The sequence below is a fragment of the Rhodanobacter sp. G2-10 genome (genome assembly GCF_055809185.1).
The window spans coordinates 2,903,175-2,926,360 of record NZ_CM147900.1 but is presented as its reverse complement, the minus strand read 5'-3'; the positions used below and the strand labels follow the sequence as shown (position 1 = coordinate 2,926,360).

The 23,186-nt window shown below is 65.3% G+C and carries 17 protein-coding genes; 4 read left to right on the top strand and 13 right to left on the bottom strand.

Going from position 1 to position 23,186, the window contains the following annotated elements:
- Window positions 1–119 precede the first annotated feature (119 nt).
- Complete coding sequence (secA, locus tag AC0L58_RS13290) at window positions 120–2,855, top strand: preprotein translocase subunit SecA (protein WP_473684154.1); 2,736 nt, start codon at window positions 120–122, stop codon at window positions 2,853–2,855.
- Window positions 2,856–2,959: 104 nt separating this feature from the next.
- On the opposite strand, the gene AC0L58_RS13285 is transcribed toward secA, so the two are convergent.
- The 9 genes from AC0L58_RS13285 to AC0L58_RS13245 all read right to left on the bottom strand — a co-directional run bounded on the left by AC0L58_RS13285 (window position 2,960) and on the right by AC0L58_RS13245 (window position 12,330).
- Entirely contained in the window at window positions 2,960–3,811 is an 852-nt protein-coding gene (locus AC0L58_RS13285; RefSeq protein WP_473684152.1) for a symmetrical bis(5'-nucleosyl)-tetraphosphatase, read from the bottom strand.
- A 15-nt stretch (window positions 3,812–3,826) separates the two neighbouring features.
- Window positions 3,827–4,210, bottom strand: a complete 384-nt coding sequence (apaG, locus tag AC0L58_RS13280; protein ID WP_473684150.1) for a Co2+/Mg2+ efflux protein ApaG — start codon at window positions 4,208–4,210, stop codon at window positions 3,827–3,829.
- Between the two features lie 59 nt (window positions 4,211–4,269).
- Window positions 4,270–5,061, bottom strand: coding sequence for a 16S rRNA (adenine(1518)-N(6)/adenine(1519)-N(6))-dimethyltransferase RsmA (gene rsmA, locus AC0L58_RS13275; protein ID WP_473684148.1), 792 nt, complete (start codon window positions 5,059–5,061; stop codon window positions 4,270–4,272).
- Window positions 5,062–5,126: 65 nt separating this feature from the next.
- Complete coding sequence (gene pdxA, locus AC0L58_RS13270; RefSeq protein ID WP_473684146.1) at window positions 5,127–6,122, bottom strand: 4-hydroxythreonine-4-phosphate dehydrogenase PdxA; 996 nt, start codon at window positions 6,120–6,122, stop codon at window positions 5,127–5,129.
- A gap of 5 nt (window positions 6,123–6,127) precedes the next feature.
- Entirely contained in the window at window positions 6,128–7,480 is a 1,353-nt protein-coding gene (locus AC0L58_RS13265) for a peptidylprolyl isomerase (RefSeq protein ID WP_473684144.1), read from the bottom strand.
- Window positions 7,481–7,514: 34 nt separating this feature from the next.
- A complete protein-coding gene (locus AC0L58_RS13260; protein WP_473684142.1) occupies window positions 7,515–9,881 on the bottom strand; it encodes an LPS-assembly protein LptD in 2,367 nt (788 codons plus the stop codon).
- 338 nt (window positions 9,882–10,219) lie between these two features.
- Window positions 10,220–11,143, bottom strand: coding sequence for a histone deacetylase family protein (locus AC0L58_RS13255; protein WP_473684140.1), 924 nt, complete (start codon window positions 11,141–11,143; stop codon window positions 10,220–10,222).
- 8 nt (window positions 11,144–11,151) lie between these two features.
- A complete protein-coding gene (locus AC0L58_RS13250) occupies window positions 11,152–11,724 on the bottom strand; it encodes a cob(I)yrinic acid a,c-diamide adenosyltransferase (protein WP_473684138.1) in 573 nt (190 codons plus the stop codon).
- 9 nt (window positions 11,725–11,733) lie between these two features.
- On the bottom strand, window positions 11,734–12,330 hold the full coding sequence (locus tag AC0L58_RS13245) for a hypothetical protein (protein WP_473684136.1): 597 nt from the start codon (window positions 12,328–12,330) through the stop codon (window positions 11,734–11,736).
- A gap of 88 nt (window positions 12,331–12,418) precedes the next feature.
- Here AC0L58_RS13245 and ubiH point away from each other — a divergent pair, with 88 nt between their 5' ends.
- Genes ubiH through AC0L58_RS13230 form a run of 3 tightly spaced genes read left to right on the top strand, consistent with a single transcriptional unit; the run spans window position 12,419 to window position 15,704 of the window.
- Window positions 12,419–13,648 (top strand): 2-octaprenyl-6-methoxyphenyl hydroxylase, encoded by a 1,230-nt coding sequence (ubiH, locus tag AC0L58_RS13240; RefSeq protein ID WP_473684134.1) that lies wholly within the window; start codon window positions 12,419–12,421, stop codon window positions 13,646–13,648.
- Window positions 13,645–14,856, top strand: coding sequence for a UbiH/UbiF/VisC/COQ6 family ubiquinone biosynthesis hydroxylase (locus tag AC0L58_RS13235; protein ID WP_473684132.1), 1,212 nt, complete (start codon window positions 13,645–13,647; stop codon window positions 14,854–14,856). Before ubiH ends, AC0L58_RS13235 begins: the two co-directional genes overlap by 4 nt.
- Before the next feature lie 53 nt (window positions 14,857–14,909).
- Window positions 14,910–15,704, top strand: a complete 795-nt coding sequence (locus AC0L58_RS13230; RefSeq protein ID WP_473684130.1) for a dienelactone hydrolase family protein — start codon at window positions 14,910–14,912, stop codon at window positions 15,702–15,704.
- Between the two features lie 67 nt (window positions 15,705–15,771).
- Here the strand turns inward: AC0L58_RS13230 and AC0L58_RS13225 are convergent, their stop codons facing one another.
- The 4 genes from AC0L58_RS13225 to AC0L58_RS13210 all read right to left on the bottom strand — a co-directional run bounded on the left by AC0L58_RS13225 (window position 15,772) and on the right by AC0L58_RS13210 (window position 23,155).
- Window positions 15,772–17,664 (bottom strand): GGDEF domain-containing response regulator, encoded by a 1,893-nt coding sequence (locus AC0L58_RS13225; RefSeq protein WP_473684128.1) that lies wholly within the window; start codon window positions 17,662–17,664, stop codon window positions 15,772–15,774.
- 311 nt (window positions 17,665–17,975) lie between these two features.
- The gene (hemE, locus tag AC0L58_RS13220; protein WP_473684126.1) at window positions 17,976–19,043 is read right to left on the bottom strand and encodes a uroporphyrinogen decarboxylase; all 1,068 of its coding nucleotides are present in this window, start codon (window positions 19,041–19,043) and stop codon (window positions 17,976–17,978) included.
- 24 nt (window positions 19,044–19,067) lie between these two features.
- Window positions 19,068–19,328 carry a WGR domain-containing protein gene (locus AC0L58_RS13215; protein ID WP_473684124.1) on the bottom strand — a complete coding sequence of 87 codons (261 nt, stop codon included), beginning with the start codon at window positions 19,326–19,328 and terminating at the stop codon, window positions 19,068–19,070.
- Between the two features lie 80 nt (window positions 19,329–19,408).
- On the bottom strand, window positions 19,409–23,155 hold the full coding sequence (locus AC0L58_RS13210; RefSeq protein WP_473684122.1) for a translocation/assembly module TamB domain-containing protein: 3,747 nt from the start codon (window positions 23,153–23,155) through the stop codon (window positions 19,409–19,411).
- Window positions 23,156–23,186: the final 31 nt, after the last annotated feature.

Here is a 23,186-nt window from a genome sequence, read left to right as displayed (position 1 = left end):
TGCGCGGGCTTTTGCCAGTGATGCCCAGCCCCATCGGGCGGGCCTGACCGGGCATGTAGTAATATGCCCGATTGGCTCGCGATTGTGGCGAGCGTTCTGTCCACCAATCCGGAAAATCGATGTTCAACCGTGCCATGACGAGTCTGTTCGGCAGCCGCAACGAGCGCGTGCTGCGGCAGCTTTCACGTACTGTCCAGCGGATCAACGCGCTGGAGCCCGAACTGGAAAAACTGGACGACGCGGCGCTGCGCGCCAAGACCGAAGAATTCAAGCAGCGGTATGCCGGGGGGGAGTCGCTGGACAAGCTGCTGCCGGAAGCGTTCGCGGTCGCTCGCGAAGCATCCAAGCGCACCTTGGGCATGCGCCCGTACGACGTGCAGCTGATCGGTGGCATCGTGCTGCACCAGGGCAAGATCGCCGAGATGCGCACCGGTGAAGGCAAGACCCTGGTGGCCACCTTGCCGGTCTATCTCAATGCCATTGCCGGCAAGGGCGTGCATGTCGTCACGGTCAACGACTACCTGGCGCGCCGCGATTCGGCGCAGATGGGCAAGCTCTACAACTTCCTCGGTCTGAGCGTGGGCGTGGTCTACCCGAGCATGGACCACGCCGACAAGCATGATGCCTATGCGGCGGATATCACCTACGGCACCAACAACGAATTCGGCTTCGATTACCTGCGCGACAACATGGCGCTCAGCAAGGAGCAGCGCTACCAGCGCGGCCTGCACTACGCCATCGTCGACGAGGTCGACTCGATCCTGATCGACGAGGCGCGCACGCCGCTGATCATCTCCGGCCCGGCCGAGGACTCGCCGCAGCTGTACCTCGCGGTGAACAAGATCGTGCCGCGGATGATCCGCCAGACCGAAGAGGATGGCGAGGGCGATTACTGGGTCGACGAGAAGCAGAAGCAGGTGCACCTGTCCGAGGCGGGCATGCAGCACGCCGATGAACTGCTGCGCGAAGCCGGCGTGATCGACCAGGACAGCGGCTTGTACGACTCCAAGAATCTTGCCGTGGTGCATCATCTGAACGCGGCGCTGCGTGCCAACGGCATCTACCAGCGCGACGTGGACTACATCGTGCGCGATGGCGAGGTGATCATCGTCGACGAGTTCACCGGCCGTACCCTGGCCGGCCGGCGTTGGTCCGACGGCCTGCACCAGGCGGTCGAGGCGAAGGAAGGCGTGCCGATCCAGCGCGAGAACCAGACCCTGGCCACGGTGACGTTCCAGAACCTGTTCCGCATGTACAAGAAGCTGTCCGGCATGACCGGTACAGCCGACACCGAGGCGTTCGAGTTCCAGAGCATCTATGGCCTGGAGGTGGTGGTGATACCCACCCACAAGCCGATGATCCGCAAGGACAACGCGGACATGATCTTCCTGTCGCAGACCCCGAAATACAACTCGGTGATCGAGGACATCAAGGACTGCCACAAGCGCGGCCAGCCGGTGCTGGTCGGTACCACCTCGATCGAGGTGTCCGAGTTGCTGTCCGGACTGCTGACCAAGGCCAAGGTGCCGCACGAGGTGCTCAACGCGAAGCACCACGAGCGCGAGGCGCATATCGTGGCGCAGGCCGGTGCGCCGGGTCAGGTCACCATCGCCACCAACATGGCCGGTCGCGGCACCGACATCGTGCTCGGCGGCAGCCTGGAAGCGGCGCTGGCCGAGCTGCCCGAGGATGCCAGCGAAGTCGATCGCCAGCGCGTCAAGGCAGAGTGGAAGAAGCGGCACGAGCAGGTACTGGCCGCGGGCGGCCTGCACATCATCGGCACCGAGCGGCACGAATCGCGGCGCATCGACAACCAGCTGCGCGGCCGTTCCGGTCGCCAGGGCGATCCGGGCTCCTCGCGCTTCTACCTGTCGCTGGAAGACAGCCTGCTGCGCATTTTCGGCGGCGAAGGCCTGGTGCGCTGGATGAAGCGCTTCGGCATGAAGGACGACGATGCGCTGGAAGATCGCATGATCAGCCGGCAGATCGAGAAAGCGCAGCGCAAGGTCGAGCAGCACAACTTCGATATCCGCAAGCACCTGCTGGAATTCGACGACGTGGCCAACGACCAGCGCAAGGTGATCTACCGCCAGCGCGACGAGCTGCTTGAAGGCGAGGAGGTCTCGGCGACCGTCATCGATATCCGCGATGACGTGGTGGAGACCATGGTTCGCGGCTACGTGCCGGCCGACAGCATCGACGAGCAGTGGGATCTGGCGGGACTGGATCGCGAGTTGACCAGCGAGATCGGGCTCTCTGCCGACATCAAGCAATGGGTGGAGCAGCAGCACGAAATCGATGCCGAGATGATTCTCGAGCACGTGCGCGAGCTGGTGAATGCGCTGTTCGAGGAAAAGGAGGCGCAGATCGGCGCCGAAACCATGCGCCAGCTGGAAAAACATGTGATGTTGACCGTGGTCGACAACGCCTGGAAGGATCACCTCTCCAGCATGGATTACCTGCGCCAGGGCATCTCGTTGGTGGGCTATGCGCAGCAGGATCCGAAGCAGGCGTTCAAGCGCGAGGCGTTCGGGCTCTTCTCCGAAATGCTGGCCCGGATCAAGTCCGAAGTGGTGCAGATGCTCGCCCGCATCCGGATCCGCAGCGAGGAGGAGGTTGCGGCGATGGAGGCCGAACAGCAGCGCATGGCCGAACGCCTGCAGAAGCAGATGCTGGCGACCGGTGGTGGTGCGGCACCCAGCGCCTTCGGCGACGCGGGTGAGGCATCAGCCGCGGGTGCGGCGCGGGTTGCCCAGCAACCCATGCAGCACGACGGTCCCAAGGTCGGACGCAACGAACCCTGTCCCTGCGGTTCGGGCAAGAAGTACAAGCACTGCCACGGCCAGTTGACCTGAGCGGAATGCGAGGAGTGAGGGGAGAGGAGTGAGGAGTGAGAGCAGGCCGCGAGCCTTTCTCTCTACTCCCACTTCTCACTCCTCTTCCCTCACTCTTGCCTTGATCAGTCGCCGCCGCCGGGTGGACGCTTGCGGTGCGGCTCGGCGTCGACCGTGATGTATTGCAGCTCTTCGCTGTCCAGTCGCAACGCAGTGAGTTTGCCGCCCCAGACGCAGCCGGTGTCGATGGCGTGCACGCCCAGCCCGGCGAAGCGCCCCAGCGCGGACCAATGGCCGCTGACGATGCGGAGATCGCGCCGCCGCATGCCTGGTACCGCGAACCACGGATACAGCCCCGGCTTCTGCGTGCCGGGCACACCCTTGGCATCGAAGTCGATGCGACCGTTGACATCGCAATAGCGCATGCGCGTCATGGTGTTGATGGTGGCGCGGTAGCGGTCCATGCCCTGCAGGCGATTGGACCACTGCGCTGGCCGGTTGCCGAACAGGTTGCGCAGCAGGCGTGGGTGACGCGGGCTGGACAGCTCCCGCTCGACATCCTGCGCGGCCCGCAGGGCCTGGCGCAGCGTCCACATCGGCGCCAGCCCGGCATGCACCATGGTCCAGCCGAGCTGCTCGTCGTGGTGCAGCAGCTTCTGTGAGCGCAACCATTCGAACAGGACCGGCGCGTCGCTGGCGAACAGGACCTCGCGCAGTTCGGGGTTCACCCGCGCCTGGGCATCGGGCTTGCGCTGCGCGATCGCCAGCAGGCTGAGGTCGTGGTTGCCCAGCGTGATGACGGTTGACTCGCGCAGTTCGTGGATCAGGCGCAGCGTCTCCAGCGACTGGCCGCCGCGATTGACGAGGTCGCCGCAGAACCACAACCGGTCCTGCACGGGATCGAAGCGCAGCTTTTCCAGCAGACGCTGCAGTTCCGGATAGCAGCCCTGCACGTCGCCTATCGCGTACGTACCCATGTCAGCGCAGATCCCTCAATGCAGCGTACGCGGAATGGACAGGGTGAAGGTCGGAATCGGCGCGTCGAACTCGGTGCCGTCATCGGCCAGCATCTGGTAACTGCCGCCCATGGTTCCTACCGAGGTTTCCAGCACGGCCCCGGAGGTGTACTCGAAATCGTCGCCCGGACGCATCCATGGTTGTTCGCCGACCACGCCTTCGCCGGTGACTTCCTCGACCTTGCCGTTGGCGTCGGTGATCAGCCAGCGACGGGTGAGCAGGCGCGCGGGGAGCTTGCCGGCATTGCGCAGGGTGATGGTGTAGGCGAAAACGTAGCGATTGTCACCGGGTTTGGATTGATCGGGGACGAAACGGGTTTGAACCTGCACGTCGATCGTGTAGGGGGATTCTTCAGTCATGTGCGGATTGTACGGCTTGCCGCCGCGAATGGGGCGGTGCGGGCGCGAATGCCAGGCATTCATCCGAGACTGGAATAGACCTTAGCCAGGCGCACGAAGTCGGCCGGCGCAAGCGTCTCGGCGCGTGCGCGGGGGTCGACGTCGGCCCGTCGTATCGCTTCACTGTCCAGCAACTGCTTGAGCGCGTTGGAGAGGGTCTTGCGCCGTTGCCCGAAGGCGGCCTTGACCACCGCGTAGACGTGTTCCGGTCGTGCGTCATGCAATTCATGCGGTGCCAGTGGCACCAGTCGCACCACGGCGGACTCCACCTTCGGCGGTGGCCGGAACGCTTCGGGCGGCACGTCAAACAAGGGCTCGACCCGGCACGCCAGCTGCAGCATCACGGACAGTCGCCCGTAGACCTTGCTGCCCGGCACCGCAGCCATGCGATCGACCACTTCCTTCTGCAGCATGAAGTGCATGTCCTGGATGGCTGCGGCGTGTTCGACGCAGTGGAACAGGATCGGGCTGGAGATGTAGTAGGGCAGATTGCCTGCGATGCGCAGGCGCGGCACACCGTGGCTGTGCGCCATGGCGCTGAAGTCCACCTTCAGCACATCGGCGTGGACCACGTTCAGCTCGCCCAGCCTGGCGGCACGGGCACGCAGGTCGGGAATCAGGTCGGTGTCGAGTTCGATCGCCGTGAGCTTGCCGGCCGCGGCCAGCAGCGGCAGGGTCAGCGCGCCTTCGCCCGGACCGATCTCCAGCAGAAAGTCCTCGCTGCGGGGGGCGATCGCGCTGACGATGCTGTCGATGTAATGACGATCGTGCAGAAAGTGCTGGCCGAAGCTTTTCTTGGGGCGAGCGTTCATGGGGCAGGAGTAAGTGCAGAGGAGTGAGGGGTGAGAGTAGCGAGTTGGCGGCTTTTACTCACATCTCACTCCTCTGCACTCACTTCTCGCTCTTTGACCAGGGACAAGGCGAGCTTGGCGGCGGCGATCAGGCTGGCGGGATCGGCCCGACCGGTGCCCGCGAGATCGAGCGCGGTGCCATGGTCGACCGAGGTACGGATGAATGGCAGGCCGAGGGTCAGGTTGACGGTGCGGTCGAACGCCTCGCTCTTCAGTACCGGCAGGGCCTGGTCGTGGTACATCGCCAGTACCGCATCGTAGCGGGCGCGCTGCGCGGGTACGAAGGCGGTGTCGGCGGGCAGCGGACCGAGCAGGTGCAGACCATCGGCGCGCAGGGCGTCGAGGGTGGGGATGATGGTGTCCATTTCCTCATGCCCCAGATGGCCGCCTTCGCCGGCGTGCGGGTTGAGGCCGAGGACCGCAATGCGCGGCTCGGCCAAACCGAACTTGTCACGCAGTTCCGCATGCACGATGCGCAGCACGCGGGTCAGCGCCGCGGGCGTGATGGCTGCAGGCACGGCGGACAGCGGCAGGTGGGTGGTGGCCAGTGCGACCCGCAACTCCGGGCTGGCCAGCATCATCACGACGTCGCTCTGCGCGCGGGCGGCAAAAAACTCGGTGTGCCCGCTGAACGGAATCCCTGCGTCGTTGATCGAGGACTTCTGCAGCGGCGCGGTAACCACGGCGTCGTAGCGACCGGACATGCAGCCGTCCGCGGCCGTGGCAAGCGTAGCCAGCACATGCGGCGCGTTGCGTGGATCGGGTTGGCCGGGCACCTCGGCCACCGCCAGCGGTACATGCTGCACGCGCAGCGTGCCGGACGGGCGGCTTTCCTCCCGCGTGCCATCGTCGTCGATCAGCTTGATGCTTGCGGCGCAACGTGTGGCCGCGCGTTGCAACAGCTGGCGATCGGTAATCGCTACCAGGGTCGCTGCCAGTGGCGTGGTCGCCAGCCGGATCAGCAGTTCCGGACCGATGCCCGCAGGCTCGCCCGCAGTGACCGCGAGCCGGGCCAGCGACATGGCGCTCAGCCAGCCTGGGAGGTGATGCCGTCGGCGGACGATTTGTCCGCTTCGCGCAGGTCCGGCACCAGGATATGGATGTAGGCGTTGGAACGCAGGTCGCGCAGGAAGTCGTCGTAGACCTGCTCGGCCTTGCGGTTGCCGATCGTCTGGCGCGCCTCGTTGCGCTCGATCTCCACGGTCTGGTCGCTCTGCCGCTCTCCGAGCCGCTTCAGGATGTGCCAGCCGGCCTCGGTTTGGAACGGCTGCGACACCTGACCGTCCTTCAGCTCGGCGAGCTTGCCGGCGATGGCCTGCCCCCAAGCATCGGGCTTGAACCAGCCCATGTCGCCGCCCAGGTTCGCGGTGGTGTCGTCCTTGGAGTACTCCTTGGCCAACGTGGCGAAATCCTCGTGCTTGTCGACGATCCGGTTATACAGGTCCTGAGCCTTCTTCTGTGCCTGGGCCGAGGTCAGCAGCGCACTCGGCTTGATCAGGATCTGCCGCGCATGGACTTCCGTGACCATCTTGCGGTCACCCTTGCGCTCGCCGATCAACTTGATGATGTGGAAGCCGGTGGGACCGCGCATGGCCGGGCTGACCTGGCCGGGCTTCATCTTTTCGACGATGTCGGCGAAGGCTGCCGGGATCTCGTCCATGCGACGCCAGCCGAGGTCACCGCCATCGAGGGCATCGGGTGCATCGGAGTAGCGGATGGCGGCGGCGTTGAAGTCCATGCCCCCATTGATCGCGGCCAGCGCCTGTTCGGCCTTGGCCTGACTGGCCTGGATCGCGGCGGCGTCGGCACCACTGGGGATGGTGATCTGGATATGCGCCAGATGCACTTCACCGGCCTTGTAGGTCGGGCTGCTGAGCAGGTTGTCGATTTCGGTGTCGGTTACTGACACTGAACTCTGTACAACGCTCTGGTGCAAGCGTTGTACGGTGATCTGGTCGGCCAGTTGCTGGCGGAAGGCCGCAAAACTGGAGCCTTGCTGCTGCACCGCCGCGCGCAACTGTTCGGGTGTCATCTTGTTCTGCTGCGCCACGCCCTGGATCGCGCGGTCGACATCCGCATTGGAAACGGTGATGCCCTGTTCCTGCGCCTTCTGCACCTGCAGGTGCATTAGGATGAGCCGATTGAGGAGCTGGCGCTTCAACACGTTCATCGGTGGCAGCTTATCGGCCTGACCGGCGTACTGTTGCTGGATGGCCTGCACGGATTCGTCCAGATCGCTCTGCAGGATCACGTCGTCATTCACCACGGCGACAATGCGATCCAGCATCTGGTTGGCAGGGGCTCCGGACTGGAGCAGCTGCGCATGGGCGGGGAGCGTGATCGCGAAAGCGAGCAGGAGGGGCGCAAGAAATTGCTTCATCAGTGGGAAAACCTGGGTCGCCGGAGCGATTTCGTTATTGATAGCCGAGAATATCACGGCGCAGCAGTGGGTCGATCTGGCCGCCGGTGGAACCCAGCCCCTTGAACACCACTTCAAACATGATGGCATTGTCGCGTCGATTGGTGTTGCCGCCTGGTAGTGAGGGAGTGGTGCCGTAGTAGGATTGGTTCACGTAATTCCGGTCGACCAGCCGCAGCGTGACGCAGCAACTGTCGTATTCCACGCCGAGCAGGGCATCCACGGTGCCGGTTGGCAGCTGGTAGGAGTTCTTGATGGCCGGGGCAAATGCCCAGGCACCGAACAAACGCCAGTTGCCTGACAGCGGATAGACCGCCGATGCGCTGTATTGTTCCAGTCGGCCGCGTCGGTAGTGATAGGAGAAATTGAGGATGCCGTCGACGCCGAGGCGATACTGGGCGCCCAGGGTTGCCATTTCGACGTGCCGGCTGTTGGGGCTCCACTGGTAGGAGCTGTTCAGCCGCCAGCGATCATTGAGCTGCACGTCGAGCTGGGCCACGTAGGCCGAACCGGTCCAGTCGGTGCCGAGCACTCTTTGCCGGCTGAAATAGTGAACCTGGCCGATGCTGGCCGAGACCCGTTCGACGCCACCATCGTCAAGCAGCCGTGTCGTCAATGCCGCGGTGAGGTTATTCGCATCCATTTGCCGGTCGGCGCCCGAGAACTGGTTGGTCGAGAACAGTTGCCAGTAATCGAACGACATCAGGTTGGTATCGAACAGCGGCAGATTGTCCTGGTTGCGATACGGCACGTACAGGTAGTACAGGCGCGGCTCCAGGGTCTGCGTATAGTCGCTGCCGAACAGCGAGGTGTTGCGGTCGAACACCAGCCCGGTGTCGAGGCTGACGATCGGCAGTGAACGGCTGGGCGACTTCTCGGTGTAACCGTGGCTCTGGTACCCGTCACTCAGTTCGTAGGTGGTGTAACGCCAGGCGAGCCTTGGACGCAGGAACCATGCAGAACTGCCGAAATCGGCGCTCAGGTACGGATACAGGTCCTCGCGCTGCCCTTCGACGTACCCGCGCTTGCGAAACATGACGGCACTCGTGTTCACGCCAGCCTCGAGCCAGCGGTTGAGTGGCACGTCCAGATCGAACGTGGCGTAAGGCAACTGCCGGTACGGCAAGGAGGCATCGGTGCTGAACGGATTCGTGTTTTCGTAAGTGGTGGCTCCGAGTGACGCGCTCCACCACTTGCCGCTGCCGATGATGGCTGCGCCTGAGCTGAGCAGATACACCGGATTTCTCGACAACGCGTTGCCGTAATCGTAAAGGTAGCTGTTGTCCGAAACGTGGTTGTAGGCGCCGGTGAAGCGCCATCCACTCCACAGGTTCGTAGTGTCGGCGAGGTTCACCAGATAGCGCGACTTTCCCCGCGTATCGGTCAGGCCATCGTTGGCGCCGTGATCCGTTGGCACGTATTCCACGTTGAGCTGCCCGCTCGTGCCCGGTAGCAGGTAGCGGAACTCGCCGCCCAGCATGGCGCCGCGGTCGCTGTAGTAGCGCGGGTCGAGCGTGGCGTCATAATTGGGCGCCAGGTTCAGGTAGTACGGCGTGCTGATCTCGAAGCCGGAGCGGCTGGTGTTGCCGATGGTGGGATAGAGGAAGCCGCTCTTGCGCCGGTCGTCGGTCGGAAAACTGAAGTAGGGCAGGTACAGGAAGGGCACCTTGCCGATGCGCATGGTGGCGTCGCGCGCCACGCCCACGCCCTTGGTCTTGTCGATGCTGATCGACTTGGCGCGGAATTCCCACACGTGGTGGCCCACATCGCAGGTGGAATAGGTCGCCATCGAATAACGCGTATGTTCGGCGTCCAGCATGTGGCCCTGCCTGGCGACGCCGTTGCCGCGCGACTTGAGCATCTGGTAGCGCACGTCGTCGGCGACACCCCGGCTGGCGTTGCTGTTTCCCTGCAGGTGCGAGGCGGCCAGCAGTTGGTCCGCCTCCTGATAGCGCACGTTGCCGCGCGCGTCGTAATCCGTGGTGGTGTCGTTGTAGTCGAGCGTGTCGGCCTGCAGCTTCTGGTCCGCGCGCTGCATCAGGACGTTGCCGGACAGGTGATAGACCGACTGGTCGGAACTGTCGACGTGCCTGGCGTCGACGTACGCCGGGCTGGTGTCACGCAAGCTGACGTCCTTGCCCAGGGTCGGGTCATAGAAGTCCAGCAAGGCATTCGGTCGGCACATCGCGTAATTGGCCGGTCGCGGCGGGCAATGGAACGAGCCCAACGGGCAGGTCTGCCCGGCATCGTTCACCGGGGGCTGCGCATGGCGACTGCCAGACCTGGCGCTGGCCTGGCCGCCAATCAAGGCAAGAGCGGCGGCAACCGCCAGCAGGCGGCGCGGGGGAAACTTGGATGTCACGGAAGAAATCTGCCGGCTTCAGAGGTTGGTTACGCTAGCAGAAACGCGGCGCTGGATGCGTTTGTGCCTTCAGCGGGGTTGGCCGCGTGGTCAGATCGCTTGGTCATTTCGGTGTCGCGGGAGAGGGTGCGAAGGTAGGTGGAGACGCACTTCGGTGGTCGGAGCGAGGGACCGAGGTCGAGAATATGGCTGTACGCGCTTGGTCGGGGCAATCTGGCGAATGGCCGGTCTTGTCCACGTGTCTGCCGGATTTTGCACGGCCCCTCACCTTCCCGCAGGGGGACTCCCTTCGGTCGCCACAGGGAGAGGAGGCGAACGAGCGCGCGGCGCGCGGGCCTTTACTCTATTAAAGCCTGGACGTGGGCGGTGGTGCTGCTGGTCAGGGCGGCGAGGTCGTAGCCGCCTTCCAGGGTCGACACCAGGCGTCCGCCGGCATGGCATTCGGCTACCGCGAGCAGGCGTTCGGTGATCCAGGCATAGTCCGCGTCACCGAGCCGGATGTCGGCCAGGGGGTCGTTGCGGTGAGCATCGAATCCCGCCGAGACCAGTACCAGTTGCGGCTTGAAGGCATCCAGTCGCGGCAGCAGCACGTTGTCCCACAGTTCGCGGAATTCGTGCGAGCCCGCGCCAGGCGAGAGGGTTCCGTTGACGATGTTGCCGACCCCGGATTCGTCCTCGCTGCCCGTGCCCGGATACAGCGGCGACTGGTGGCTGGATGCAAACAGCACGCGTGGCTCGTGCTCGAAGATGGCCTGGGTGCCGTTGCCGTGGTGCACGTCGAAGTCGGCGATCGCGACGCGCTTGAGGCCATGTGCGGCGAGCGCGTGCGCGGCGCCGACTGCGATGCTGTTGAACAGGCAAAACCCCATGGCCTGATCGGCGGTGGCGTGGTGGCCCGGCGGGCGCACCGCGCAGAAGGCGCGCTGGGCAGTGCCGGCGAGCACCATGTCGACGGCGGCGACCACCGCGCCGGCGGCGCGCAATGCAGCCTCGAGTGAACCCGATGACATGATCGTGTCGGCATCCAGCTGGCAGGTTTCGCCCGCTGCGGGCGCGCTGTCCAGGATGCGTTCGACGTGGGCGGTGCCATGCGCGCGCAGCAACTGCTCGCGCGTCGCCCGCGGTGCCTCGATGCGGTCGAGGGCGCGGAACTGATCCCGATCGAGCGCCTGCAGCACCGCGCGCAAGCGTGCCGGCTGCTCGGCATGCCCGGGACCAGGGTCATGCTGCAGGCAAGCCGGGTGCGTGTATAGCCGCAGCATGTCGCGACTCAGGTGGACGGCTTGGGCTTGGGGCGGCGCTCGTGCTGCCACAGCACTTCGCCGTGGCCACTGGCCCGCGCCAGCACGCGCGAAATCACGAATAGCAGGTCGGACAGGCGATTGAGGTAGCGCTGCGGCTGCGGGCGGAGTTCTTCCTCGCGCGACAGCGCGATCACCGCCCGTTCGGCGCGGCGGCATACCGTACGCGCCAGGTGGCCGCACGCAGCGGCCATGCCGCCACCCGGCAGGATGAACTCCTTCAGCGGCGGCAGTGGCTCGTTGAGCTTGTCGAGGATCTGTTCGAGCCGGTCGATGTCGCTGTCGTTGACCATCACCATGCCGGGAATGCACAGCTCGCCACCCAGGTCGAACAAGTCGTGTTGCACCTGGGTCAGCGCCTCGCGCACTTCGTCGCTGACACCGTCGGCGGCCAGCACCATGCCGATCGTGCTGTTGAGTTCGTCCACCGTGCCGTAGGCGTTGACTCGCAGCGAATCCTTGCCGACCCGCGAGCCGTCACCAAGCCCGGTGCTGCCATCGTCACCGGTGCGGGTGTAGATCTTCGAGAGCCGGTTGCCCATCGCGACGGCTCAGTGGTTCAGGCTCGGCCGGCGCGATTCACGCAGGCTGCGCAGCAGTACGCTCACGGCCACATGCAGCACGGCGCCGATGCCGACATACAGCGCAGTGGTGGCGAGGAAGGGCAGGTACCAGTCGCCCAGGTTGACGAACCAGCTGCCAAAACTGCGCGGCAGCGGCACGGAGTCGCTGAGCCAGTAGAAACTGCCGTTGGAAATCAGGTACGACACGGTCTCGCTGACCACCAGCGCTACCGCCGCCAGACCCAGGGTCGGCATGCGCAGGCCCAGCTGGTGCTTGGCCAGCCAGCTGCCGCCCAGCCACAGCGCACCGAAATATGCCGGCAGGAACCAGTATGCCGGCGACACGCAATAGTGACTCCAGAAATTGAGCCCTGCGCCAGTGATCACGAAGAAATCCACCAGCACCGCTTCGGCAACCAGCAACGGGAAAGCCCAGCGCGCCGAACCGCGCAACCAGAAGCCAGCCAGGAACAACACACCCCAGGAAGCATCCGGCAGGGCGTCAAAATGGTGCAGGCGGGTGGCTGCCATCACCAGGGCAAGCAGCGCGAAAATGCCCAGCCGTTGGGTGGGGGTCTTGGCCATGTGGAGCTCCTTGGGGGCATGCAGGATAGATCGCCAGTTTAGCTCAACCCGGGGCGACCCACCCGACGCGACCGCGTATCATGCGCGGATGAGCGCATCCCGACCCCCTGCTGGCGATATTTCCGGTGTCCTGATCATTGGCGGCGGCCTGGTCGGTGCCAGTCTGGCGATCGCGCTGGATGCCGCCGGCATCGCCGCTACCCTGGTCGAAACCGCCGCGCCACGCGCCGGTGCCCAGCCCAGCTACGACGAGCGCAACCTGGCGCTGGCCCGTGCCAGCGTCAACGGTCTGGAGTCGATTGGCGTCTGGCGTCATGCCCGCGCGACGGCCACACCGATTCGCCATATACACGTCAGCCGCGCCGGCGAATTTGGCAGTGCGCGGATGGATGCACGCAAACAGGGTGTCGATGCCTTGGGCTGGACCCTGCCCGCACGCGAGCTGGGCGCAGCGCTGTTGCGCCGGCTCGATGAGTGCACCCGCTTGACCCGCCTGGCGCCGGCCACGCTGGCAGCGATCGAACCGTTGTCGGATGGCTGGCGCGCTCGCATCCGGACCACGGAGGGCGAGCGCTGTATCGACACGGCGCTGCTGGTTGGCGCCGATGGCAGCGAATCGTTCGTGCGCGGCGCGCTGGGCATTGCGGCCGAGCGGCATGACTACCGGCAGACCTTGTTCGTCTGCACCGTCACGCCGGAGCGAGCCCATGCCAACCGCGCGTGGGAGCGCTTCGCCGATGCGGGGCCGGTGGCGTTGTTGCCGCTGGCCGAGCGGCGCTGCGGTCTGGTCCTCACGGTCGCCGCCGACGAAGCCGAGGCGGTGGCCGACCTGGATGACGACAGCTTCCTTGCACTGGCACAGCGTCGCTTCGGCTGGCGCCTGGGTCGGCTGGAGCGGCCCGGCAAGCGTCACCCTTACGCCATCCATCGGGTGGCTGCCACGCACATCACCGCGCCGCGCGCCGTGCTGGTCGGCAACGCGGCCCAGACCGTCCACCCGATCGGAGCGCAGGGCTTCAATCTCGGTCTTCGCGATGCGCTGACCCTGGCCGAACTGGTTGCCGCGGGCGCCGACCCGGGTGACACCGCGATGCTGGCCGACTATGCGACCCGGCGCGCACCGGATCGCGAGGGCACCATGGCGATGAGTCACGGCCTGGTGCAGCTGGCTTGTCTGGCGCAACCGCTGCTGGCGCCACTGCGCTCGCTGGCGCTACTTGCCTGTGACCGGCTGCCGCCGCTGCAGCACGCGTTGGCACGTCGCGGCATGGGTTTCCGCGGCGAGCCGCCGCTGGCGGTGATGGAGCGCGTGCCATGAACGCAACCCGTGGCGAAGTCTCAGCGCGTCGTCGCCCGCCGGCGCTGGATGTAGCCGTCGTTGGCGGTGGCATGGTCGGTGCGGCCACAGCTCTCGCGCTGGCGCGCGCCGGACTCGGCGTGGCCCTGCTCGAAGCGCGTTCACCGGCGGCGTGGTACGCCGATGATGAAGTCGATCTGCGCGTGGTCGGATTGGCGCCGTCGTCGCTGGCCCTGCTCGACGAACTCGGCGTGTGGCGATCGATTCATGCGGCCCGTGCCGGGCTCTACCGGCACATGCACGTGTGGGATGCGGAGAGCGGCGCGTCGATCGACTTTGATGCGACCAGCGACGGTCGCGATGCGCTGGGTTACATCGTCGAGAACAATCTGGTGCAGTGGACGCTGTGGCAGGCGTTGGAAGATGCCGGCGTGCAACGCCTCTGTCCGGCCGAGGTGACCGGGTTCGAGACGCGCGAGGATCGCATTCAATTGAATCTGGCCGACGGCGAAACCTTGTCGGCGGCACTGCTGGTGGCGGCCGATGGTGCCGGTTCGCCGCTGCGTCAGCTGGCCGGCATCCGGACCCGTGGGCGCGACTATGCGCAACGCGGCGTGGTGGCGCATGTGGGTACCGAACGGCCGCATCAAGACACCGCGTGGCAGCGTTTTCTGTGCACCGGACCGGTGGCGCTGTTGCCGCTGGCAGACGGCCGCTGCTCGCTGGTGTGGTCGCTGCCGGAGGCCGAAGCGCAGCGCGTGCTGGCGCTGGATGACCAGGCGTTTTGCAACGCACTGGGCGTGGCCACTGATTTCCGCCTGGGCCGGATCACCACCACCACGCCGCGTGCCGCGTTCCCGCTGAAGTTGCAGTTGGCCGAGCGCTACCAGGCCGAGCGCCTGGTCCTGCTCGGAGACGCGGCGCACGCGGTACACCCGTTGGCGGGGCAGGGCGTGAACCTTGGCCTGCGTGATGTCGTCGAGCTGCGCGATGTCTTGATGGCAGCGCGCCAGGCCGGCGCCGACATCGGAGCTGCCCACGTATTGCGTCGCTACGCGCGCCGTCGCCGCAGCGCCGACACGCTGGATGCGCTGGGCTTCGATGCGCTGGCGCGGATCTATGCCTGGCAGTCGCCGCCGCTGGTCGCCGCGCGTGGGCTTGGCGTGCGCCTGCTCGATCGGCTGTCGCCCTTGAAGCGACGCCTGTCGGAACACGCCGCAGGACTCTGATTCGCCGCTCCGCGCATGGCGTGGAGCTATCACATCATCCGGAGGACACTGTCATGCGTATCGCCCGACTCTGCTGTCTGTTGTTGCTCGCCGGTTCCAGTTTCACGCTCCAGGCGAAAATGGTGCACCACCCCGTCGAATGGACGCTGGGTGGCACGACCTTCCACAGCGTGCTGGTGTACGACGATGCCAGCTCGGCCAAACGGCCCGGTCTGCTGATGGTGCCGAACTGGTACGGCGTCAACCAGGCGGCGGTGAAGAAGGCCGAAATGATTGCCGGCAAGGATTACGTGATCCTGCTCACCGACATGTACGGCGCGAAGGTGCGCCCGGAGCCGGGCAATGCCGCGCAGGCGCGGGCGGCGGTGACGCCGCTGTACGGGGATCGCGCGCTGATGCGCCAGCGGATCGACGCCGCGCTGGCGCAGCTGAAGGCGCAGGCAGGCGCTGCGCCGATCGACGTGTCGAGACTGGCCGCCATCGGTTTCTGTTTCGGCGGCTCGGCGGTGCTTGACCTCGCGCGCAGTGGCGCCGATGTCGCCGCGGTGGTGTCGTTCCATGGTGGGCTTGGCACCGACGATCCTGCTCTGGCAAGGCACATCAAGGCCCGGGTGCTGGCGATGAATGGTGCCGACGACAAGGGCACCATGCCCGATGCCGGCAAGTTCATGGACGAGATGCGCCTGAGCCCGGCCGACTGGGAATTCGTGGTGATCGGCCACGCGGTGCATTGCTTCACCGAGGTCGATGAGCATTCGCCTGGCTGCCGTTATGACGCGCCGGCCTCCGCACGCAGCTACCGACTGATGCACGACTGGCTGGATCACGCGTTTGCCGGCAAGCCCTGAGCTCGATCGTCACGCCGTCTGAAACTCAATACTCCGCGTTCCGGATCGGTGCGCGGCGCGTGCCAGCTCATTCGTCGAAGTGCACCTTGCCGTCACGGAAGTGACAACTGCGATTGCGGCCTTTCGACTTGGCGGCGTAGAGCGCCTTGTCGGCGGCGTTGACCAGACTGCCCGGGTCGGACATCTCCGCTTCCCTGGAAGCAATCCCGATGCTGATCGTGACGCCGAGTTGTTTGTTCTCGATGTTTACCCTCAGCTTGGATACCGCTTTGCGCAGGCGTTCCGCAGCGTGAAGCGAGGATGCGAGATCGGCGTTGCGGCAGATGACCAGAAACTCCTCGCCACCCATGCGGCATACGGCATCTTCCTTCCGGGCTGATGCGCGTATGGTTGCCGCCACTTCGATCAGCACCTTGTCACCCACGGCGTGCCCATGGGAGTCATTGACCTCCTTGAACTTGTCGATGTCGATCATCATCATCGTCACCGGCTCGCCCGAACGTTCGGACACGCTCCAGGCCTGGGTCAGCGACTCCATGCCGGCACGCCGATTTTGCAGCCCGGTGAGCTGATCGACGAGCGCATAGCGCTGCAGTTTGCGATTGCTGATCGCCAGCGCCGCCGAAAACCGCTTGAGTTGGGCGCGATCCTGTTCCCAATGGCTCAGCAATTTCACGTATTGCTTTGCCGCGATCATCCGCAGTGGCAGCAATTGGGGCGCGTTGGACGGACTGACGCAATCGTTGATGCGGCACTCGGTGGCCTGATTGATCTCGGCCGCGCTGTTCATGCTGGCCAGCATGATCAGGTAGATCGATTGCCCCCACGAAGTCTGGCGAAGGGCACGGCAAAATGCCCAGCCATCCATGCCCGGCATGCGTGCGTCCACGATCACGATTTGCGGCATCAGTTGCAATGCCAGCGCAAGACCTTCCTCGCCATCCTTCGCCGAGTGCAGGCTTTGCTCGGGTATGGCGCCCAGGGTTTCCTCCAGCATCGACCTGACGGGTGGTGCGTTGGCGATCCACAGCACCTTCGTCGCGTCTGCAGTCACCGAGTTGGATGGAATCTCGCCCTGCGGCGGCATGCTTTCGGCAAACGGGGGTAAAGCGCTGTCCGGAACGTTCAGCAGCTTGCTCCAGTCGTGCCAGCGCGCGTGGATCTGATCGATCAAGGTGCACAGCTCGTCGGCATCCAGACCAACCTTTCCACCCAGCAGCATCAACTCGGCAATGTGCTGGTGGCGTTCATCCGGTGGGGCCAGGCTCAAGTCGGCCAGACGCTTTGCCTGATGGAACAGGTGGGCAAGCTGGTGCGGCCTGGAGCCCTCGGCAAACCCCGATGATTCGGGCGTTTCATGGAAGAACACCGGCTCGGCCAGATCGTTGGGAATGCCGCAATCGTGCAGGATCGCCGAGGTCAGCTCGTTGTGGTCCATATGCAGGCGTTCGCGCTCCCGCTCCACGGTGTGATCACCGGGTTCCTCCAGGAAACGGGCGTACTCCTCGGGATAGAGCGTGGCCAACGCCAGGTAGCCGATGCGTGCCAGCAGCCCGCAGGCGAACAGTTCATCCGGGGGCGCCGTGCGAACGCGCTTGCCAAGCTCCTGCATGGCCACGGCCATCAGCAGGGAATGGGACCAGAATCGCGAATAGTCGAATGCCTTGCATGCGCCGGCGCGATACTGGTCGACCAGCGAAAACCCCATGGCGAGCTGGCGCACGGCGGCCAGGCCAAGACGGATGATGGCATCGGGCACGCTGGCAATCGGGCGCGCCGCGAGATTTGCGGCATTGGCCATGTGCAGCAGGCGGCCGGAGGTGACGGGGTCCGTCTGGACCAGGCGGCTGATTTCCTCCAGCGTTGCATCGTCGCGACGGCTGATCTGCATGATCGCCAGCGCCACTCCCTTCGGGCTGGGCAGGCCACCGCTGAGTTGCAGTTGTTCTATGGCTTTCATGCATCGCAGCCTGGGTTGTCGATCATTTGACTTGAAGTTGGAACTACGCGCCGGCTCCAGGTCAACTCGTGTCGCGCGTGGCTGGACACAGCCGCGGTCGCCCCCCGTGACGTCCGCTGCGAAGGCGCCATCCGGAGGCATTCAAGGTGTACGCAATCATGATTATCGGCTGGGACCCACTTCCCTTTAGTGTCCAACAGTCCCACATGGGATGGCGTGGATCAATGTCTGGGAACAAGTCGATTGCAGATGCATCACCCGAAACGCATGCCTGAGTGGACGGCGGCAGGGTGCTGGTGGGCAGGTTTCCGTCAGCCGCGCAGGATTCGTCCGTAGGCATGCACTTCGTCGACCAGCAGCTTGACGTGTTCGGGATCCACCTCTGGCGTGATGCCGTGCCCCAGGTTGAAGACATGGCCGGGATGATTGCCGTAGCTGTCCATCACCGCGCGGGCCTCCCGGCGGATCACGTCGGCGCCCGCGCGCAGGATCGAGGGGTCCAGGTTCCCCTGCAACGCAACGCGATCGGCCACGGCGACGCGGGCATCGGCCAGGTTGATGGTCCAGTCCACGCCGAGGCCGGCGCAGCCAGTGTCGGCCAGTGCCGCCAGGTGTGCGCCAGCGCCCTTGGAAAACAGGATTACCGGCAGGTCACGCGATGCCGGGTCGGCGTTCAGCGCGGCCACGATCTGCGCCATGCTGCGCAACGAGAATTCGCGGAACGGCGCCGGGCCGAGCAATCCTCCCCAGGTATCGAAGATCATCAGGGCCTGCGCGCCAGCGGCGGCCTGGGCGATCAGGTAAGCAGCCACCGCCTGCGCCAGCGTGTCCAGCAGCTGGTGGGCGAGCCTGGGCTGATCCCAGCACATCGCCTTGAGCGTGGCGAAATCACGCGAACCGTGGCCTTCGACCATGTAGCACGCCAGCGTCCACGGGCTGCCGGAGAAGCCGATCAGCGGCACGCGGCCGTGCAATTCCTGGCGGATCAGTCGCACGGCATCCATGACGTAGCGCAGTTCGCCGTCCATGTCCGGCACGGCGAGTTTCACGATGTCGGCGGCGCTGCGCACGGGACGGGCGAATTGCGGGCCCTCGCCCTGCGCGAAGGACAGTCCCAGCCCCATCGCGTCGGGGATGGTGAGAATGTCCGAGAACAAGATCGCGGCATCGAGCTCGAAGCGCTCCAGCGGCTGCAGGGTCACCTCGCAGGCGTATTCGGGGTTTTGCGCCAAGCCCATGAAGTTGCCGGCGCGTTCGCGGGTGGCGCGGTACTCGGGCAGATAGCGACCGGCCTGGCGCATCACCCAGATGGGCGTGGTATCGGTCGGCTCGCGGCGCAGGGCGCGCAGAAAACGGTCGTTCTTCAAGGTGTCGGGCATGTCTGTCAACTGGTCGGGGAGGTGTCAGCGGCCGTACGGACCGTCCTGGCCCTGGGCGAACATCACGCGGAAACCACGCTTGAGCTGGGCGTCGCGGGTCTTCTCGAAGGCGGCGATCGCGGCTTCGCGCTCCAGGAATTGTTCGCGCTTCATCGTGGCGCGGCCGCCCTGCGTGCCCGATTCGCGATACAGCGTCCAGCCGCCGAGCAGATCCTGCTCCAGCGTGATCTGGACATAACGTGGTGCATCGGCACTGCCGGGCACGGTTTGCAGGTAGAGGCGCATGGCTTCCCGGGGCAAGGTGGCAAGAGCTGCTGCGAACTGGACATTCTAGAAGGCTGGCGCCCAGGTAGCGAGTGCGACCGCTATTTCTCCAGCCGATAGTTCAAGCTGGCGCGACTGAATTCGGTCGCTTGCTGGGCTTCCAGGTTCCAGCGCTTGCTCAAGCGGTAACGCAAGGTGATGACCTCGCCGGGCTCGAACAGGCCCACGCCGTAGCTGAGGTACAGCCGTGGCGAAAGGTATTTGCCGACGGTAAAGGCGGAGTTGCCGCCCAGTGCTTCGTTGCTGGAAACGCCAATATCGTCGACACCGATCTTGGAGCCGATCCGCTTGGCCAGCAAATCGCCCGCGGCCGAGCCCAGTGCCTGGGCGGCGGCGCTGACCATGCTGCCTTCGCCGCCCTTTACCTCTGACAGGGGTTTGCCGGTGATCAGGTAGGACAACGCGTCGGACTGTTCCATCACCGGATTGGAAAACACCGTGAGGATCGGGCGCTGCGCCGTGCCGGAGACGTACAGGCCCACTTCCTGCCCCTCGTCGATGGTGGCATTGGGGTTGAGCTTGCGTATGGCGCGGATGTTGAGGCCGGGGTTGTCGATCGGTGTGCTGGCGAACAGCAACTGCCCGCGCTGGATCTTGAGATCCTGGCCGTAGGCGCGGTAGGTACCGTTCACCGCGATCTGCCCTTGTCCGGTGGTGGCCCTGCCCGGCTTCTCGCTGACCGTCAGCACGCCGCTGACCCGACCATCCAGACCCATCCCGGTGACGTGGGTGTTCTCACCCAGATCGACTTTCACGCGTGCGACCAGCGGCAATTTTCTGGCCGCCTCCTGCTGTTTCTCATCCACCACCACCACGTCCGGTGAGGCGTCGGTGGCGCCCGCGCCGGGCAGTTTGTCGACATTGATCCGTGCGCGATCGAGGCTGACCGAACCACCGATATCGATGCCGGACGCATCCTGTCTCACGGTCAGGTCGGGCGAGATCACCACGCTGGCGGCAGGAATGTCGGCGGCGGTGAACTGGCTGCCGGTAATGGTCAACTGCGTCTGCGCGCCGCTGCCCAGGCCGGCGACCCCGGTTACCGCCAGCTTGCCCTTGCCTGACTGCACGCTGCCGCGGATCTGGAACTGGCGTGCGTCGGCGGTGCTGAGCGCGAGCTGGCCCTCGCGCAACTTGAGGCCGGCGGCGGGTATTTCGGCGGCAAAGTCGCGAACCTCGGCCTGGCCGGTGACGGCCGGTTGATCCAGGCTGCCACCAAACTGGAAACTGCCGTCGATGCCACCGCTGACATTGGCAACCTCGTGGCTGAACAACTCGACGAAGGCGAGACTCTTCAAGTGAAGCTCGAGCTGCCCATCCAGCGTCTGTTGTGCGCCGGTGATGCTGGCCTGACCGTCGATGCTTCCGCCATCGTCGAGCCCGGCATGCAATTCTATTTCCTGGCGGCCGGGCGCAAGGTCCGCATTCAGTCGCAACTGGTCGTAGCGCAGCAGCGGCGCGTGCGCGTCGTCGGTGTAGGTGATCGTCCCTCGCGCGGAAGTAATGGACGCATGGCCACTCAGCGCGCCGGCTGCGCTGCGACGAATCTTGCCCTCGCCTTCGATATTGCCGTCGGCGCGCAGTGGCAGGTCGGCCTCGCCGGCTGCGTTAAGCAGCAGGGCCAGCGGCAGGGCCTGCAGCCGATAGCTGGCGTCGAGGTTGCCGGGCTTGTCCTGTCGGGCGCTGACGCAAAGCAGCGGGTCGCCGGCGCTTAGGCACAGTTCGGACAGGCTCATCGCGCCGTCCCGGTAAGCGAGTTGGGTTGGTTTTTGCAGGCGCCAGCCCGGCATGCCCTGGGGTTCGAGATTGAGCGTGGAGAGCGTGCCGGTCCAATGCGAACCCTTCAGGGCACCGTGCAAATCCAGTTCGCCCGAGATCTGACTGCCGCGCGCGTCCACGCTCACGCGATGGTCGCCCCGGCTGCCCTCGGCAAGCAGATTGATGTGTTGAAACAGCAAGCCCTGCAAGTAGACATTGCCAGTTTGCAGATCCAGTTTGCCGGACGGATGACTGATGTCGGGAATGCCGACGATCAGTCGCAAGGTGTCAGCCTTCTGCTGCTGCCAGCTCAGGGCCTGGCCGTGCAGCTGGCCATTGACGCTGAGTCTCGGCGCCACGCCGCGGATCCGGAAATGGCCGTCCAGACGGCCGCCGGCGTTCGGCAGCCAGTCGCCGAGCGAGGCGAGGGCGAGCTGAAGTTCAGCGTCATTGCTGGCCCCGGGTCGGGCGATCAGCCTCACCGTGCTGCCGCCGGAGGCGATATCCAGCTGACCGTCGAGGACCTTGTTTGGTGACAGGTGCAGTTTGCCACTGCCGCTGACCGCGCGATCACGCAGTTTGCCGCCGAGCTCGTGAATCTCCAGCGTGGCATCGGGACCGCCTTTGGCTACGCTGCCCTGGCTGGCGATGTCGAAATCCAGCGCGCCGTTCCAGCCGGCAAACAACTGACCGGGGTCGAATTTGTCTGCGCTGGCCTCGCCCTGCCAGGCACGCGCGGGTTGCAGGGTCAGTGTGCCATGGGCCTGCAGCTTGCCTCGGGCCTGCGTCATGCTCAGTGCATGCAGGATGACCTGCTGCGTGGTGCCGTCGAGGTTCAACGCCAGTTGCGCCAGTTTTCCGGGCGGACCGATCCCGAGCTTGCCTTCGGCGTGGTATCTGGCAGCGCTGCCGCTTGCCTTGACTTGCCCCTCACTGGCCAGTGCCTGGCCGGTCAGGTCTGCCGGCAGCTGCAGATCGTTCCAGTGGATGTTCAGCGCCGCGCTGACCGGGGTGGCGGCAAGTTGCACGGTGCCATTCGCTTCAAGCGTGCCCTTGATCTGCGGCGAGCCAAGCTTGAGCTGCTGCAGGGTCAGGGTCTGGTAGTCGTGACCGAACTGCGCGCGCAGCGGTTGCAGCAGCAACTGGTAGTCGTTGAGATCGAGCCGGCCTTCGAGCGTGCCGCCGTAGCGGTCACCGTGTCCTTGCACGGCGATGGCGACTGTCTTCAGCGAGCCGGGCCCGAGCAGCGGCGCGGGATCGAAACGCGGCGCGTCGAGCGTGCCTGTCCATGCATAGTCGCCGCGCTGGGTGAGGTTCAGTTGCAGTTGCATCGCCGTCGGCGCGGTGAGCTTGAGATCAAGCTGCGCCTGCTTGCCGTTGCTGTTCGCATCGAGACTGCCGGCGTACTGCGTACCGTCGATTTTCCACGCGAACGCCGCAGTGGCCTGTCCGCGATAATTCTTGCCGATGGCCAGTTTGCCGTTCAGATCGGCGTGGCCATCGGGGGCCTTCAGCACCAGTTTGCGAATCTTGATGCCGCGTGAGGTCCAGCTGCCCGCGAGGTCGAGCTGGCTGGAGGCAAACAGCGGCTGGCCCGCCTGCGTCACGTTCACCTTGCCGACCTGCACGCGATCGAGGATCAGCGCGATTGGCGGCTGCAACGAGAAGCTGCCGTTGTCCTTCGTGTCCTGTTCGGTCGGCTTGGGCAGGGCGACCTCGACGCCATCGGCGCGCAGGGCCAGCACATGCACACGCCGGGCCAGCAACGGCCAGAAACGCAGGTTCAGGCGCAGCGTGGCCACCTTGGCCACCATGCCCTTGCCATCGTCGTAGCGCACGCCGGTGAGGTCCAGCGGACCGATCAGGCGTCCCTTCGCCTGTTGCACGTGCAGCGCACCATTCGTGGCAGCTTGCGCGCGGGCCAGCGCAAAGCGCATGCCGGCCTGGCTGCCCAGCAGCCACCACAGCGCCGCCGCCGCGATCAGCAGCAGCGCAGCGAGTGCGATGGCAATGCGCTTGACCCACTTCATGTATTCAGCCTGCTCCTGTTGATGTTTGCCT